The organism is Enterococcus hulanensis, assembly GCF_005405485.1.
Classification (GTDB): domain Bacteria; phylum Bacillota; class Bacilli; order Lactobacillales; family Enterococcaceae; genus Enterococcus_A; species Enterococcus_A hulanensis.
On sequence record NZ_BJED01000003.1, the window covers coordinates 61446 to 78044 of the forward strand.

The window sequence follows — 16599 nt, forward strand, 5'->3', positions numbered from 1 at the left end:
CAATCAATTCAAGCGTGAGAAAACAAAAGCTTCTCACGCTCAATCGTTTGTTTTGTCTTATTCTTTGACGATCTCCCCTTCGATCACATCACCCTGCGCTGCTTTGGCAGCTAATTTCTTGGTAGTGTGACGAACACGGAGCTTCTTAAAGACAACAATCAACAAGATATTGCTGGCTACACCAAAAGCATAAGCTAGATAGAAGGCCCAGCCTGGTGTCATCAAACCTAGTAATGGATCAAACACACCAATACCAGGTGCTAAACGTTCGATTCCCAACATAATGGTCAAGACCCCAGTCAATCCGCCTGATAAGGTATTCGCGGCAATCATTGGAATTGGATCAGACATTGCAAATGGGATCGCCGGCTCGGTGGCTACTGTTGCCCCAACAATGATCGCTGATGTAGCTGTATCACGTAGATCCTTAGAAAACATTTTTGGCCAAACAAGTGAAGCGATTCCCGCAGCAACTGGCGGTACTGAAGCAACTACACCAACGATGGCATACCAAACATAAACTTTTTCCGCAACAAGTGAGAAGCAGAAGAACCAAGCGATTTTATTGATTGGTCCCCCCATATCAAAGGCTAACATCGCACCGATCAAGAAGGCTAATGGCAGCTTAAATTCAGCCGGTACACCATTCAAGAATTTCAACATGCCGTCCATCATACCGCCCAAAAGTGGACCGACGAGATAGAAGGTCAAAGTACCAAAGATAAGAATCGTGAGAAACGGAATGATCGTCAAGTTCATCAACGATTTCACAGCTTGAGGATACTTGAAGCCCTTGATCCATTTAACAAAGTAACCAATCGTCAAACCAAAGAAAATTGCTCCGAAGAAACCACAACCAGATTCCGTTCCTAACATCGTATTGTCATTGGCAAAATAAGTAATAATAAAGGCTGGTGCTAATGCTGGTTTGTCGCCGATACTATTGGCAATATAAGCACCCATGATCGGGATCATAAACTTAAATCCTAAATATCCGACTTGCTCCATGATCCAGGCGAATGACGCGCCGCCATCATCGAAGCCGGTATAAGCCATCCCAAAACGCATCAGAACGTTGGCCAGTGCGACTAAGACACCGCCGCCGATTACGAATGGTAATGCGGCAGAAATTCCTGCCATCAAATGAGACATGATCGAACCTTGCGCCGAATCCTGTTTGCCTAATTTTACATGAGGTTTGTCACCCTCCATTAATACCGAACGTTCTTCTAATTGATCAAAAATCGTTTTGGCTTCCTTCAACGCATCACTGACTTTAAGGTTAATGACTTTCTTTCCATTAAAACGTGCTCGCTCTGAGTCGCTCATGGTTTTTCCCATCGCTAAAATGACATAATCCGCTTCTGCGATCTGCGCATCGGTCAAACGATTTTCAACCCCGCTGGCTCCCTGAGTTTCAACATGGATCTCATGCCCAAGCTCACGCGCTCTTTTTTCAAAAGCTTCCGCTACCATATAGGTATGGGCGATCCCAGCCGGACAGTTTGTTATTGCTACGATCTTATAACTCATTCTTTTTCCTCCTGATTCATATTAATGAATTTATTTTTTGACCCCTAAAAAATAAATGACTATCTTACTCAATGACTTTATTTATTTCCGCTAACACATCTGCTTCTGAAGCATTCTTCAATGTGTCAATAAAATCATCATGGATCATCCGTCGAGAAATTTTTGCTAATGTTTTTAGATGAAAATCATTTTGATCATCTGGTGCAATCAGACAAATACATACATTGACTGGTTCACCATCCATTGAGTTCCATTCCAAGTTGTTTTTGCAGCGAGCAACTAAAATTCCAGCTTCTTGTACGACACTATGTCTTGCATGTGGGATTGCCACACCATTTCCAAATCCTGTGGTACTTTCTTTTTCACGATTGCATAATTCTTGATAAAAAATTTCTGTGTCCGCAATTTTTCCTCTTTCAAACGCCTGTTCAGCTAGAGCATGCAGCGCTTCTTTTTGCGTATCCGCTTTCAAATCAAAGTTTAAATCTTTCTCAGTAAGTTTTTCCATTTCGTTCGCCTCCTACATTTTCATCATACAGACAATTAAAGCGTTGCAACATGTTTTATTTGTCATCTATGTAGAGACAAAACGCTCACAGAGTAAAGTGTTTGTCATCTTCATTCGGACATTTGATTAACAAAAAAAGTTTCAAGTCTTCCCCAGTATATAGGTTAGACTTGAAACTTCATTTTATTCTGTAAGCAAACAATTTAATGACTTGCCATATTCTGACACAACTGTGTCGGCAATATCTTGATCAATCTTTCCTTCTCTTTCAAGTTGCTGAATCAAGCGAATGACCTTATCGTTTTCTTTGCGTTCGCCGACGCGAATTTTTTGAATAAGTTTATCCAATTGTTTCCGTAAGGTTGGATAACTCGTGGAGTAGATTGCTGTTAATTTTTTAATTGATCCGGACGAAAGGACAAAATATTTTATAAACTCAAGCTCCTCATCGTTCAAATCCAAAATCCAACTAGGTTCTTCACCGATTTTCATATCTTCCCTCTTTTCTGCTCTTATAGCTAAACTTTTTTACGTTTCCCAAAAATTACTAAGGCGATCATGGCTAAGAAGAACAGGCCTAAAATGATTAACCCATTGCTGCGAACACTACCTGTCGATGGCAATCGTTTTGATGTTGCTGAACTACTTGCAGAGCCATTGCGATAAGTTGTGTGGGTGTTAGTCGCTGCATTATTAGTTTTTGGATCACTAGAATCACCGGTATCTGGTAAATTGATTCGCGTGTTTTCTTTTTTGATTTCTTTTTTGCTTGGCTGACTATTTTTTACCGTGAATTCAATCGGTGTTTCGTCTAATTGATAGCCTTTTGGTGCTTTCGTTTCGATCAATTGATAATTCCCATCAGTCAATCCTTTGATGAAGATCGTTCCATCTGCACTAGTAACGATTTTTTCATGCCCCGCTACCGGCTGCCCTTTTTCATCAACAAGCTTGAATTCTGCATCTGCTAGTGTTTTCCCAGTTTTACTATCGACTTTCTTCAATAGGATTTCGCCTGTTGGCACTTTCTTTTCAGGAGTGAACAGATTTTTAAAGGTCGGAACTTCATTGGCTTTGACATTTTCATAGTCTACCGATGCTTCCAGCTTGCCAGCTTTTTCTGCTACTGTAACGATGACTTTATACCCCGTATCATCGTAAGTGATCGTCGGATTTTTTTCCTCTGGGATCACTTCGGAAATCGTATAGTTGTACGTGCCAGCTTTCGTGTAGTTGATTTCAGCAAACGTAACTTTGCCATTTTCATCGTTTTTGACTGTTTGATCGAGATCGTCGCCTTTTAGGTTGAAACTAAATTCTTTATTTTTTAATTCGCGTCCGCTTAATTCTTTTTGTGCTTCTAACTTAATACTGGTTGGTAAAACTTTGTAGGTGTTCTTGAAGATTGGAACTTCGCCGGCTTTTACGTTTTCGTAGACTGCCGTGGCTTTTAGTTCGCCGGATTCTTCTTTAACCGTTACTGTTACTTTGTACTTCGTATCGTCGTAGGTAATCCCCGTTTCCTTTTCAGATGGAATGACTTCTGAGATTGTGTATTCATAGGTGCCAGCTTGGTCATAGTTGATCTCATCAAATTCGACTTTGCCATCAAGGTCATTTTGTTTCGTTTGATCGACATTATCACCTTGTAAGTTAAAGCTGAATTCTTCGTTTTTCAGTTTTCGGCCTTCTAGTTCCTTCTTCGCTTCTAGCTTGATACTGGTTGGTAATGCTTTGTAGGCATTTTTGAAGACTGGAACTTCACCGGATTTTACGTTTTCGTAAACTGCCGTGGCTTTTAACTTGCCAGCCTTTTCTTCTACTGTGACCGTTACTTTGTACTTCGTCTCGTCGTAAGTGATTCCTGTTTCTTTTTCAGATGGAATGACTTCTGAGATCGTGTATTCGTGTGTGCCTTCTTCTGAATAAGTGATCTCATCAAACTCGACTTTACCATCAAGGTCATTTTGTTTCGTTTGATCGACATTGTCACCTTTTAGGTTGAAGCTGAATTCTTCATTTTTCAGTTTTCGACCGTCTAGTTCTTTCTTCGCTTCCAGCTTGATGCTGGTTGGCAATGCTTTATACGTGTTCTTGAAGACTGGAACTTCGCCGGCTTTCACGTTTTCGTAGACTGCCGTGGCTTCTAACTTGCCAGCCTTTTCTTCTACTGTGACCGTTACTTTGTACTTCGTCTCGTCATAAGTGATCCCCGTTTCTTTTTCAGATGGGATGACTTCTGAGATCGTGTATTCGTGCACACCTTCTTCTGAATAAGTGATCTCATCAAATTCGACTTTACCATCAAGGTCATTTTGTTTCGTTTGATCGACATTATCACCTTTTAGATTGAAGCTGAATTCTTCATTTTTTAGTTTTCGACCTTCTAGTTCTTTCTTCGCTTCCAACTTGATGCTGGTTGGTAATGCTTTATAGGCATTTTTGAAGACTGGAACTTCACCGGCTTTTACATTTTCGTAGACTGCCGTGGCTTCTAACTTGCCAGCCTTTTCTTCTACTGTGACTGTTACTTTGTACTTCGTCTCGTCGTAAGTGATTCCTGTTTCTTTTTCAAATGGGATGACTTCTGAGATTGTGTATTCGTGTGTCCCTTCTGCGAGATAGTAGATTTCGTCAAAAACAATTTTGCCATCTTCATCGTTTTTGACTGTTTGATCCACGCCATCACCTTTTAGGTTAAAGCAGAATTCTTTATTTTCTAGCGGGCGACCGCTTAATTCTTTTTGCGCTGCCAGCTCGATTTTCGTATCAAGGCTGTTTGATTCTCTTTTATTTTCTAGAGTAAAAGTGTATTCAACATGATCCTTATCAATTTCAAACTCATACTCCGTATCATCTTTTACATATCCGTCTGGTGCTTTGCTTTCGACAACGACATATTTTCCGTAGCGCAGCTTGGAGAGATTATCGACTTCAGTGCCGTCTTCAATAATCTTGTCGCCTTTTACTTCGATATTTGACAGCATCAACGTTAAGTTGCCTTCTTTGTCTTTTCGATAAAGATCGAAAAAGGCGGAATCGCTCGTAATCAGTTCTTTGTTTTCGTCTAACTTTCTGAATTCCAATGACCCGTTTTTCCCGCTGGAGGTTCCTTCGCCATTCGTTGATTTCACTACGACTTCTTTGGATGTTTCTTGGATACTGATATCTTTTCCGAAGAGTATGGCTTTATTGCTGACCTTTTCATTATTGCCGATATCTGGATCAAGCATGGTTTGGTATTCTATGATGTACGGCGAATTGATTGAATCTCCCAACTTGATTGTCAGTGTTTGGGTTCCTTCAGCCAAGTCGGTTGTCACAACTGGACGATTTTCTTCATCGAAGACAATTGCTTCCCCGTCTTTTTCAAAACCGCCTGCTCCATCATCTTTTGCTTTGTAAACTTTAACGACCACATTTTTGTCGGCATCATAGACAAAGGTCTGATCTGCCATATCGATCGTATCTTCAATATATGGTTGAACGACCTTGTGACCATCCTTGTTCAATACCACCGACCAGTTGATCAAACGGTAGTCATCGCCAATACCCTGCTGCCCATTTTTATCGATCCAAGCATCCTTGTCGCTCTTTTCTGCCGGTCCTTCGACCTTTAGAGGCTCTCCGCCAGGAACTGTCATGGTCGCTACATTTTTATATTTGTAAACTTCTTCAGAGGCATCGGCAGAAACAAAGACCGCAAACATTTTTGTTTTATCTTTTAACAACTGGATCACCGGCACCCCATCGTCGTAAGTAATCTTGTAATCTGTATTCTCTTGCCATTTAGTTCCCAGCTCATTTATTTTCGTCGCCGCACTAGAAAGACCTACATCATAGATGACGATCTCACGCAGATCCTGACCTTCTCCCAAGGCTTCTCGAATCGTTGTATCCTTTGGTATTTTTGTATTCCAAAGATTGAAGATCGCTGACCAGTAAACACTGTCTACCGGAGCCTTTGTATCGCTAAACGGATTCAAATTATAAATATCTAGTTTCTTTGCAACATCTCCGTCTTTAGCAACATACGTACCAAACTTAACACCGTTATACCTTAGTATTGCATCGACCCAAAAAGCAACCTCAGAGCCATCTGTATGCGTCGCTCCATCTTCACCCGTATAAGATATTAAGGCGCTATTGTCAAAACGGATATTTGGCACCCCAAACTCATTTTTCTCCTGTTCATCAATAAAATATCTAGCGGTGTAGGTCATAATGATGGTTTCTCTGGTTTCGGCGTAAGCGCCCTTCAATTTCACAACAAATCCCGTTTTATAATCAGGATCACCGGGTAATTCTTGCAGCTCATAATCAGAAGCCGTCAAAAGCGTTCCATCTGCTGTTTTAAGCTTCAAGGTTGCTTCAATTAATTGCATGGCACTCTTGTTTTTACCATTCAAACTTTCAAAACGGTCTGTGATCACCGCGTTTTTCATAAAAATCTTGTTCGTATTGATTTCAACCGTGTAGTCGATCGTAGAATTTGTGTAATCCTTATTGTCCGCCCATTTCTTGACACCTAACTCGCCATTTACTTTGACTACTTCTCCTGCCGTCAGATCTTCTTTTGTTTCACCATCAATGATCGTCGCAAAATTCGCAACCTCTGTTCCAGGCTTCACAGGTGTTTCGAAGGCTTCCGTAGAATACTTGATTGTGTAAACTCCAGGATTTTTAAATTTCAGTGTAAAATGAACATATTTCCCGTCCTTTTGTTTAAATTCACTTTCAGGTGTCGTTACAAATTCCCAATCTTCAGCAGCAATTTCATTTCCATCGGCATCGAAAATTTTCATTGTTCCTTCCTTTAAGAAGTGAACAGCTGTGTTCGGATCACCATATTTAGAGTACATCCAATCTTTGAAAATACCACCACTTTGAGTAAAAGTGGCTTTGACTTCCCAATTGAAAATTCCTTTATCCAAGTTATAGTCTAATAATTTTTTGTAATTCGCTTTTTCATTGAATGAAATACTTGCTTCCGACGAATTCGGGCGAAAATTATCGCCTTCGATCGTCGCTTTGTTAAGAAATTCTATTTTTTCTTTATCTGCCACTTTCATTCTGACCACAATTTTTGCGGGAACATTCAATATTTCATCCTTATAGATGTATTGATAAGTCTTTGAATCTACCTGCTTATTTTGAAATTTATCCGTTGTGACCCACTCACCGGCTTCATTTTGAAGATAGAAACTGTCATACCACATCGTAAGTCCTTCAGGTATATAATCTGTCACGACGACATTTTTTAAAGGTTGGCGATCTCGATTGATCGTAATCGTCCATATAACAGTGTTGTCTGTATCGATTGCCCCTTCTTTATGGATATCTCCTTTTGCTATCGGGATGTGAATAGTAATGTCTTGACCATCTTCATCCTCAATATCTGTTACAATTTCAATTTTTTCTTTTTCATCGGTTACCTTCAACTCTGTCCTTAAATCGATCGTACCTTCGCGGACGCTCAGGTTTGTTCCATTACCATTAAATGTGACAGTCAATTTACCATTTACATCTAGGCTAAATTTCCCCATAACAAGCTGATTAACTTCATCGTACAACTCTCCCTCCACAGGATTATGCACGGAAAAATATTCTGGTAATTGATACGTATAAGTATCGCCATCTAAAATCTCTACATCATCATCTAACGACCAATCAAAATGAATCTTGATCTCCGCATCTTTCACAGCTGGATTGGCTTCGGTAAAGGCATTTCCATCCAAATCAGTAATTTTAATATTGTCAAAAAACTTTACGCCTCGTTCATTCAAACTAGGATTGTGTGTCTGCGGTTGAATTTTCTGCGCTGCTTCGGTTGCTCCTAGTGGATCAGCAGCTGGATCAACTTTTTTATCGTAATAAAGTGTCGAAACTAAATTATTTCCAAAGTCGACCGTTTCGGTCTCCACATCTTCTGCTGTTGTTTCAGCAGTCAATTCCACTATGCCTTCATAGAACTTTGCACTGGCAAAATCGGGTGCGCGACCATCTTCTGTTTCCTGATAATTTTTATTGAACTGAAAAAGCAGTTGCTGGTTGCTGACTTGATAGTTACCCATCTCGCCTAAACTACCGGCTTGATCTGGAAAATTTAGATTCGCCGGCAAATTGACAGCTGTCAGTGTCCCTTCATCGATCAAGACTGCTTGATCCAATGACCAGCTTAGTTTCGTTTTTACTGTTGCTTTATGTTTTATCGGATTGTCTTCCGTGATTGCTTGATCCTCAGTAGTAGTGATCTCTGCTTGATTGATCACAACATTCGCTGCTGTGATCGTCTCTGCGAAAATGGTCATCGGGAAAATTCCGATAATCATTCCGCAAATTGCTGTCAGTGACCAGATTTTTTTCAATTGTTTCATCCTGTTCCATCCCCTTTAAAAAGTAATATATTCTTGTCGATTGGTTTCAGTCATTTTGGTGCCATACAGAATCGTCCCAGACATACTCGCCAGCATCCGAACCAGTTCCCGTTCGCCATTTTTATCAGCAGGCGGGTTCGTAAATGGCAAGGCGCTGATTTTCTGCTCGATCGTTTCTAAAACTTCGCTGCTGTTTTTCTTGTGCTCCGCAGCCTTTTGATTCGTTTTCGGCAGGACACCTGTCGTTTTTGATGTCTCTGTTTTTTCGCTGTGCGTACTTTCCGTCGTTTCAGACGAATCACTCTCCCTCTCTCGAGCGTGATTCGTGGACTGATCTGGTTCAACGCTTTCAGTTGAAGCAGCGGATTCCCTTTTTTCTTCTATCCGATCATTTGACACAATCAGCGTATTTCCCGTATCTGATAAATCAAACGTCCGCATCGCCTGCTCTTCTTTTACTTGAGCGATCAACTTCTCACTGCTGTATATGATCGGCGCATTTGATTGATAAAACATCATCGACGGCAAAGTCAGTGCGATCAACAAATTCCTATTCATAAGCGCCTCCTTTAACAGTCAATAATAAGTGGCCAAATTCCGCCCAATCCTCCGGTGTCGGCGGTCGCTTCCAAATCATTTGATGGCAAGGAAGCGTATCGATCAGAAAATCAGATAAATAGATTTGAGTTTTGGTACTTAACTTTTCCTCATAGCAGATGTTCATGCTTTGCAAGGAACTCAGCATTGTTTGAATGTATTCGTTGTAGCTGCTGCCATGAGAAAAGTCGATACAAATAAAGACTGGATCTTCCAATTCTTCTACTGAAATCTGTGTGATCAGAAAGAATAGATAATCGTAGTACAATTTATTACGCTCTTGATCCGAATGAAACAAACCGCGTTGAGCGATCGTTTCAATGAAGTCTTGGATCAACTCATCGAGTTTTGGATTGATCTCTTGAAAATAGCGACGCTGGATTTTCGTCACAAAGGTCGTTTCACGGAAATGATAAAGCAGCCATCGGCGATTGATTCTGAGTAATCCTGAGACTAATCCGGTATCCTCTTTTAATCGCTGGATCTCAAAACGTGAGTGAGCGGCCAAATAAGTTAAAAAATCACCCACCAAATCCTCGGCCTGCCGCATTTCTTTTCCCGCGAGGAGTGTCAGCTCCTGCTTCGAGTCGATCTCCATCATCTGACAAAACAGCAGCAATGCGGCAATCTCTCGCCGCTTTTCTGTTTGAGTCAAAGAAAAATGGCTATCCAGCCATTTGCTCAGATATTCAGTGGCAGCACTTTCCTCATACTCGACGTATTCTTGATCCATTGAATGATTGTTTCTCATACGGATCAAGCCGATACTCATGAAAAACAGCAGCTTATGTTCCTTCGTTTTAGGAAGCGATAAATTCAGATAATGTTCTAAATAACGAAAAAGCTCCTTTGTTTGATGCTGGATCTCCTCATCAAATGGATTGGCTAAACCATTGAACATTTCATAATACAAACCAAATAAAAAATTTCGGAGAGTTCCTTCATCACCGATCAATTGGTTTTTCTTCAGCTGAAAGCCTTCATCGGTGAGCTGATCTTTCAAACGTTTGTATAAACGATAGGTGCTCGAACGGCTCACATGCAGCTCTTCAATCTGATTATCAAGACTTGTTTCTTTTGTTACGTAGCGGTGAAAAATCTGGTAGGAAAGACTTCGTTCCACCAAGTAAAGCCGCATTTTTTTGACGATCGCATGGGTCAAGTGGTGAACCTCGATTTCACCAGTTTCCAACAACTCGATCGTTGCGTCGTAATGATTTTCTTTCAGCTCATCCTGAAGTTCCTGCAGATATTTTTCTAGTTTATAGCGAGAAAGCTCTAAAATATCTCCAAGCTGATCAACTGAGCAATACGCATTCTTGTTTAATTCCAAATACTGAAGTAAATACCATTTATAACGGTCATCATCCATTAATAAATCGTTTGCCTGCATTTCTCGCTCCTTCCGAATCTGGATTAATTTTCGATTAATATATTTTAATTATATTATCCAGATAGCTACATTTTAATCAGCAAAATAATCTATTTGTCCTTATATTTTTAAATCTGAGCAAAAAAAAGAGACTTGCACAATACAAATCACTTTCGTTCTATAATTTAATATTAACATATTATTAATTAATGTAAAAAAATAATTGTATTTTGAAGAAATCAGCTAATTATATAGACTGTTTTTTTATTGTAGTTAGTTTCTATATTGTTTTTCTCATTTACAACCGCTTTTATGAAGGAAAGTATAAAAAAAACAGAGGCTATCCTCTGTTTTTAATCTCTATAGTACGATTGGCGATCAGAATCAAACCAACCAGATTCGATATTGTAAGAATATATCGACATATTATGGTTACTTCTTAGAAAGTACGTTTCGCGATCGTCACATATTTCTTCAATAAGTTTCCGCAAACAACAGATAAAGCGATAAAGATCATCCCAACGATAGTTCCCACAAATACTTGCGGAAAACCAGTTATATTTACGAACAAGACATTGAATGGAATGTGAAGAATTCCGAAGAAGTTCATCACTGCGACTGCTGGCAGGCCAATCCCGATCATTCCAAAAGCCCCCGTCAATACAGACAAGATTGGTAAGATAAAGATTCCTGAGAAGACTACTGCGATCCCGCTGCCGATTCGTTCAATCACGTTTCCTTTGTTTCCGCCATTTTCACCATACATATTTTTTTTATTCATTTTTTGTTCCATTTTGAACACTCCTTTTAATGTATTTATTTTTTTGAAGCATTGTTAAACACTTTTTAATACCGAACGACGGTATGTATAACTTTAAAATAAAACTGCCTTTGATTGAAGGCAGAGATTATTTTTTTTGTTCGTAAAGCTTGCGAAATTTCTCTAGGCGTTCGATTGCGACCGCGTCAAAAACTTCGATTCCTAATTTTGCCATCATTTCTTGGAACAACGCGAAACGATTGGCTACGTTGTTTGGATCATCCTCATGGATCAGCGGGATTAGCCAAATATTGATCAGCAGCAGGATCACTTCCGCTAATTCCTTAGGATACTCTGTTTGGATTGAGCCATCCGCGATCCCCTCTTCAATGATCGGCTGCACATAGTGCGGAGCTGATTCTTTAAAAATCCCTTCTAACTGCATCACTAACATCTGAGGGTTTTTAATAAAATCTGGGGCCATCTGAAACATATCCTCTTGGCGTGGATTATCCAATGCCGATGTGAATAAGGCCTGAAGCTTTTCTAACCCAGTCATATTTGCATTTTTTTCAAGTCGCTTGATATGGTCTATTTCATTGTCGTTGCCTTGATATAGTTTATCCATCACACCATTCAAAATGTCTTCCTTTGATTTGAAGTGATGATAGATCGCACCTTTTGATAAGCCGCCAAGGTTATTGACGATATCTTGGATCGACGTATGCTCATAGCCTTTTTCTAAAAACAGCTGCATCGATACATCTAAAATCTTATTCACTGTTTCTTCTGGGTATTTGTTACGAGCCATGATTGACAACTCCTCATCCATACATTCGGTTGGTATGTATATAATATAATCTTTTACAATACTTTTGTCAACGCTTTTTCAAAAAAAGATTTAAAATGTGTTTTTCATTGAAATGATTTCCTTCGCTGCCGCCTTGCGTGGAGCTTTCCTTTTAGCTGTTGATACCTTAAAAACTGCTGGCGTTCACGTTTTATTGCTTTATAGCGCTTGGGCTGTTTCTTATAAAATTCTTGATGATAGTTTTCCGCTGGCCAAAAGGTATCTGCTTCTTTGATTTCTGTAATGATCGGCTTGCTGTATCTGCCAGAATCGATCACTGCTTGCTTTGTTTCTTCAGCGATCGCTTTTTGTTCTTTAGTTGTTGTAAAGACGATGGGACGATATTGCGCGCCGCGATCTTGAAATTGTCCAAAGGCATCCGTGGGATCGGTGATCTGCCAATAGAGGGCGATCAATTCTTGATAACTCACCACTCGTGTGTCAAAAATGATTTCCACGGCTTCGACATGTCCAGTCGCCCCGCTGCTGACTTGATCGTAGCTGGGATGCTCGATAGTGCCGCCGGTATAGCCAGATAAAACCGAGTCGATCCCAGGCTGCGTTTCAAAAGGTTCCACCATGCACCAGAAGCAGCCGCCCGCAAAAATCGCCCGTTCTTGGTAAGCAGGATCAGTAACTAAGTGATGCTCTTTCACGGATTGGTCGACGGCGGTTTCCTCTCCGGTAATCAGCTGATAAAAATCCGTCACATCCGGTGTTAAATTATTTCGCAATGCTAACGGACGCAGCTCGGCCTCCAGCTTGGCTAGTTGTTCGTTGAAATTTGCCTGATCACCTAGCGCGTTTTTAGTCGTCGTTAATAAGTAGCGCTCCCACTCGCGAGTATTCGGATTCAAAATCAGATTATACAACTGCTTCAGCACTTCTTCTTGAGTCATTGACATGCGCTCCACTTCCTCACTGACTAAATTCATCTGCAATTTACCACAATTTTGGGAAATATTCGAATAGTAGGATTGGAGCAGCTATGGCTATTTCAAACAAAGAATATTACTCACAAAAAAGAAGGATCACAAAATTTGCGATCCTTCTTTTAACTATTACAGCAGTTCAAAACCTGCTTGCTGCGTATCATTGGCATTTCGACCGACAAAAACGATAAATTCGCCTGCTTCAGTGCCAAACTGCATATCTTTCATATAGTAGTATAAATCCTTTCGCTGAAGAGAAAACTCAACGATCTTTTCTTCATGCGGCAGCAATCTTACTTTTTGGTATTTTTTTAATTCCTTGATTGGCCGAACGACCGAGCCGGTAACATCCTGAATATACAGTTGAACTGTTTCCAACCGTTCATAGTCAGAAGCATTTTTCAGCTTGATCGAGACAGTTAAATCATCGGTCATTTGCGTTGAGCTTAGTGTCAGTTCGTCATAAACTACCGTGCCATAACTCAAACCAAAACCAAATGGGAACAGCGGAGCATTTGAACTGTCTAAATACTTTGTAACAAATCGACCGCGATGCGTGCTGCTGTTCAGCGGACGTCCTGTTTTAAATTCGTTGTAGGACATTGGCAGCTGACCAACATTTTCTGGAAAGCCCATGCTGAGTCTGCCGGATGGATTGACCTTGCCGAATAGAATATCGACAAGCGCATTTCCACCCTCAGTTCCCGGGAACCAGGCCTGGATAATGGCATCCATCTGCTCAACCTCTTTAGCAAGCGTCAACGGCCGGCCGCTGATGGCAATCAAAATATTCCTCTTGCCTAATGCGACCATTTTCTCCATAAATTCTTTTTGTATCGCCGGTAAAGAAATATCCGTACGGCTGCCTGCTTCGCCGCTTTGCATCGTGTGTTCACCCATCGCATAAATGATGATGTCCGCATTTTTACCAGCCTCGAGTGCTTTGTTCAACGCCGCTTCCTGTTCCACCTTCGACATTCCTAACGAATGGATCTGTTCTTTGGTTGCGCCGAACTCTCCTAAAAACTGATAATCTGCTAACAGGTCGCAGCCTTTTTCATAAGAAAATACTTCTTTGCTTAGTTCCTTTTCGAGCGCTGCTTTAATGGAAACCACATCAGAGCTTTTTCCATGGACCGCCCACAACCCGATCAGATCCTGTTCATCACCATAAGGTCCGACTAATAGAATTTTCTCCTGATTGGGTTTTAAAGGAAGCAGTTCCTCTTTGTTTTGCAATAAAACGATCGCTTCTTGGGCGACTTTGCGGGCCAAGCTTCTATTTTCTTCTGTTAATAAAGTCTGTTGTTCCCGCTGAACGGTGCTGCCGCGATAAGGATCTTCGAACAAGCCTAACTCATTTTTCAGCTTCAATACACGCCAAACTGCGTCATTGACTAATTCTGGATCGATGGCTCCTTCTTTGACCAACGGCTCCAGCTCATTGGCGTAGCAGCCGGTCTTCATATCGATATCATTCGTAGCCTTCATCGCTAACAAGGTCGCTTCCCGTTCATCTTTGGCAACACCGTGAGCAATCAATTCTTGGACAGCAGCGTAATCAGAAATGATCACTCCGTCAAAGCCCCATTCGTTGCGGAGAATTTCTTTCAATAAGAACTCATTGCCTGTGGCAGGCATACCATCATACGTATTGAAGGAGGTCATGACTAATTTCGCTCCCGCATCAACTGCCGATTTATACCCGCTTAAATAATCTTGTCTTAAACGACGTTCGCTCATATCCACGGTATTGTATTCCCGCCCGGCCTCTGCGGCTCCATAGGCAGCAAAGTGTTTGACACAAGAAGCGATTCCTTCAAAACTTTCATCTTGTTCCTGCTGCAATCCGCGAACCATCGCTTCTGCAAAATCAGCATTCAATTGAGGGTCCTCTCCTGTTGATTCTAAAGAGCGTCCCCAGCGAGCATCGCGAACTAAATCCACCATCGGCGCATACGTCACATGGGCACCAGCAGAACGTGATTCTCGAGCAATGACACCGTAGGCCTCCTCGATCAGCTCAGGATTCCACGTCGCACCTAAGCCCAATGGTATCGGAAAAATCGTGCGGTAACCGTAGATAATATCGGCCATAAACAGCAGCGGGATTTTATGCTTGCTCTTTTTTAAGTATTTCTCTTGGATGGTGCGGGTCGTTTCAGCTCCTGTGACATTCAAAACAGAACCGACAACATCGATCGTCTCCTGCGTAATGCCTAATTTCTTTTTCGGTCCAACCGCTAATTCTTCACTATGGAAGAAATCACCAGATAGTTGGACCAATTGACCGACTTTTTCCGTCCACGTCAATGAATCCAGCAGCTCTTTTAGTTTTGCTTCTTGCATTAGTCATTAACTCCTTCAGCAGCTTGTTCTTCTTTATAGGTACGCATATCTAGGCGTTTGAACCACGGGTACCATAAAACCGGCGACAAGACTAATTGGATAAATAATTGTAATAAAATGATCGAGATGCTGCCTTCGACCGCTGCGTGGAAGCCGAGCGGCAACCCAAAGATCGCCTGAACTCCAATAAATTTTGCGACGATTCCGAGTTTGGTCAGTACATAGGCCAAGGTCAATGCGATGGCATTGTTGGTAATAAAAGGAAATGCCAGATCAAAATTCAATACTAATGGTGTCCCAAAAATGACTGGTTCAGTGATTCCAAACATCGCGGGAACGATCGATATCTTTCCGACTTGGCGATATTGCTGGCTCTTAGCCCGCAGCATCAGTAGCACTAATCCCAAACCTAAGCCGCTCCAAGTAATGATATTAAAGAATGCCAGACCTACGATGTTCGGCGGAGTCAATCCCGCCTGAACTGCATTCAAGTTTTCCAAGTCCATCGCTAACCATAAGGGTGTAACCAGCGGCAATATTACATTGGTCCCATGAATCCCGAAGAACCATAAAACTTGCTGCAACAGACTTAATAAGATCATCACTGCGATCGAACCGCCCACACCTTTCAGCGGTTCTTGGATAATGCTGTAAACAAATTGATGCATGCTGCCAAACGCTGTCAGACTAAACAATAAATCAACAATAGCAAATAATAGTCCAATCAAAATCGTTGGGATCAATGCTTCGAATGTCTTTGTCACCATAGGCGGCACACCAGCCGGCATCTTGATCGTCCAGCCGCGATGCTTGATCGCTAAGTATAAACGAGCGCTTACAATCCCGACGATCAGCGCAGAGAACACACCTTGAGCGCCTAGCCAGTTCGTTGGAATCCCCATTGAATCATCCGCCATTTTCCCTAAAGGAGTAATGATCAGAAAACTAATCAAGGAAATTATCGAAGCAGAAATCGGATCTTCGTCTTCATCCAATTTTTTTACTAAGTGATACGCAATTAATACCGCGATATAGACTGCCAGAGCACCGAGCGTCATGGTATTTACTTTAGACAACAGTTCAGTCAGCTTATCCAGCTTTGCTAAGGCTGGCACCATCCCCATCAAGACAACGATCAATACCGACATTGAACCAATGAAAAGCGGACCCAAGGTTGCCATCATGGCGCCGGATATTGCCTGCAAGTAAGGGTTGGCACCCAGTTTATCAAACCATGGATTCAGTTTGTTAAATAGATTTGTGAATTTTTCTTTCAATGTTGCTCCTCCTCATCAAACGATTGTTATAACGCTTTCATTAT

Annotated in this window: 11 protein-coding genes; all 11 read right to left on the minus strand. The window is 41.2% G+C overall.

The window, feature by feature from the left end:
* Positions 1-57: 57 nt before the first annotated feature.
* On the minus strand, positions 58-1533 hold the full coding sequence (locus tag FFR60_RS04280) for a fructose-specific PTS transporter subunit EIIC (protein WP_088934472.1): 1476 nt from the start codon (positions 1531-1533) through the stop codon (positions 58-60).
* 64 nt (positions 1534-1597) lie between these two features.
* Positions 1598-2041, minus strand: coding sequence for a PTS fructose transporter subunit IIA (locus tag FFR60_RS04285; protein ID WP_137663186.1), 444 nt, complete (start codon positions 2039-2041; stop codon positions 1598-1600).
* A gap of 183 nt (positions 2042-2224) precedes the next feature.
* Positions 2225-2533, minus strand: coding sequence for a DUF2089 family protein (locus FFR60_RS04290; protein ID WP_137663187.1), 309 nt, complete (start codon positions 2531-2533; stop codon positions 2225-2227).
* A gap of 26 nt (positions 2534-2559) precedes the next feature.
* Complete coding sequence (locus FFR60_RS04295) at positions 2560-8418, minus strand: Spy0128 family protein (RefSeq protein ID WP_137663188.1); 5859 nt, start codon at positions 8416-8418, stop codon at positions 2560-2562.
* Positions 8419-8433: 15 nt separating this feature from the next.
* Positions 8434-8976 (minus strand): hypothetical protein, encoded by a 543-nt coding sequence (locus FFR60_RS04300; RefSeq protein ID WP_137663189.1) that lies wholly within the window; start codon positions 8974-8976, stop codon positions 8434-8436.
* Complete coding sequence (locus FFR60_RS04305) at positions 8969-10408, minus strand: helix-turn-helix domain-containing protein (protein WP_137663190.1); 1440 nt, start codon at positions 10406-10408, stop codon at positions 8969-8971. Before FFR60_RS04305 ends, FFR60_RS04300 begins: the two co-directional genes overlap by 8 nt.
* A 418-nt stretch (positions 10409-10826) precedes the next feature.
* The gene (locus FFR60_RS04310; RefSeq protein ID WP_088934466.1) at positions 10827-11180 is read right to left on the minus strand and encodes a hypothetical protein; all 354 of its coding nucleotides are present in this window, start codon (positions 11178-11180) and stop codon (positions 10827-10829) included.
* 115 nt (positions 11181-11295) lie between these two features.
* Positions 11296-11958, minus strand: coding sequence for a TetR/AcrR family transcriptional regulator (locus FFR60_RS04315; protein ID WP_137663191.1), 663 nt, complete (start codon positions 11956-11958; stop codon positions 11296-11298).
* A 104-nt stretch (positions 11959-12062) separates the two neighbouring features.
* Complete coding sequence (gene msrA, locus FFR60_RS04320) at positions 12063-12902, minus strand: peptide-methionine (S)-S-oxide reductase MsrA (RefSeq protein ID WP_137663192.1); 840 nt, start codon at positions 12900-12902, stop codon at positions 12063-12065.
* 156 nt (positions 12903-13058) lie between these two features.
* The gene (bglX, locus tag FFR60_RS04325; RefSeq protein WP_137663193.1) at positions 13059-15278 is read right to left on the minus strand and encodes a beta-glucosidase BglX; all 2220 of its coding nucleotides are present in this window, start codon (positions 15276-15278) and stop codon (positions 13059-13061) included.
* On the minus strand, positions 15278-16555 hold the full coding sequence (locus FFR60_RS04330) for a PTS sugar transporter subunit IIC (protein ID WP_137663194.1): 1278 nt from the start codon (positions 16553-16555) through the stop codon (positions 15278-15280). The genes bglX and FFR60_RS04330 overlap by 1 nt, the downstream gene beginning before the upstream one ends.
* Between the last annotated feature and the right edge of the window lie 44 nt (positions 16556-16599).

What these genes read in the sequence shown, in the direction of transcription:
- FFR60_RS04300 (WP_137663189.1), bottom strand. Translation starts at nt 8,976, where the DNA reads ATGAATAGGAATTTGTTGATCGCACTGACTTTGCCGTCGATGATGTTT.
- msrA (WP_137663192.1), bottom strand. Translation starts at nt 12,902, where the DNA reads ATGTCAATGACTCAAGAAGAAGTGCTGAAGCAGTTGTATAATCTGATT.
- bglX (WP_137663193.1), bottom strand. Translation starts at nt 15,278, where the DNA reads ATGCAAGAAGCAAAACTAAAAGAGCTGCTGGATTCATTGACGTGGACG.
- FFR60_RS04280 (WP_088934472.1), bottom strand. Translation starts at nt 1,533, where the DNA reads ATGAGTTATAAGATCGTAGCAATAACAAACTGTCCGGCTGGGATCGCC.
- FFR60_RS04305 (WP_137663190.1), bottom strand. Translation starts at nt 10,408, where the DNA reads ATGCAGGCAAACGATTTATTAATGGATGATGACCGTTATAAATGGTAT.
- FFR60_RS04315 (WP_137663191.1), bottom strand. Translation starts at nt 11,958, where the DNA reads ATGGCTCGTAACAAATACCCAGAAGAAACAGTGAATAAGATTTTAGAT.
- FFR60_RS04285 (WP_137663186.1), bottom strand. Translation starts at nt 2,041, where the DNA reads ATGGAAAAACTTACTGAGAAAGATTTAAACTTTGATTTGAAAGCGGAT.
- FFR60_RS04290 (WP_137663187.1), bottom strand. Translation starts at nt 2,533, where the DNA reads ATGAAAATCGGTGAAGAACCTAGTTGGATTTTGGATTTGAACGATGAG.
- FFR60_RS04310 (WP_088934466.1), bottom strand. Translation starts at nt 11,180, where the DNA reads ATGGAACAAAAAATGAATAAAAAAAATATGTATGGTGAAAATGGCGGA.
- FFR60_RS04295 (WP_137663188.1), bottom strand. Translation starts at nt 8,418, where the DNA reads ATGAAACAATTGAAAAAAATCTGGTCACTGACAGCAATTTGCGGAATG.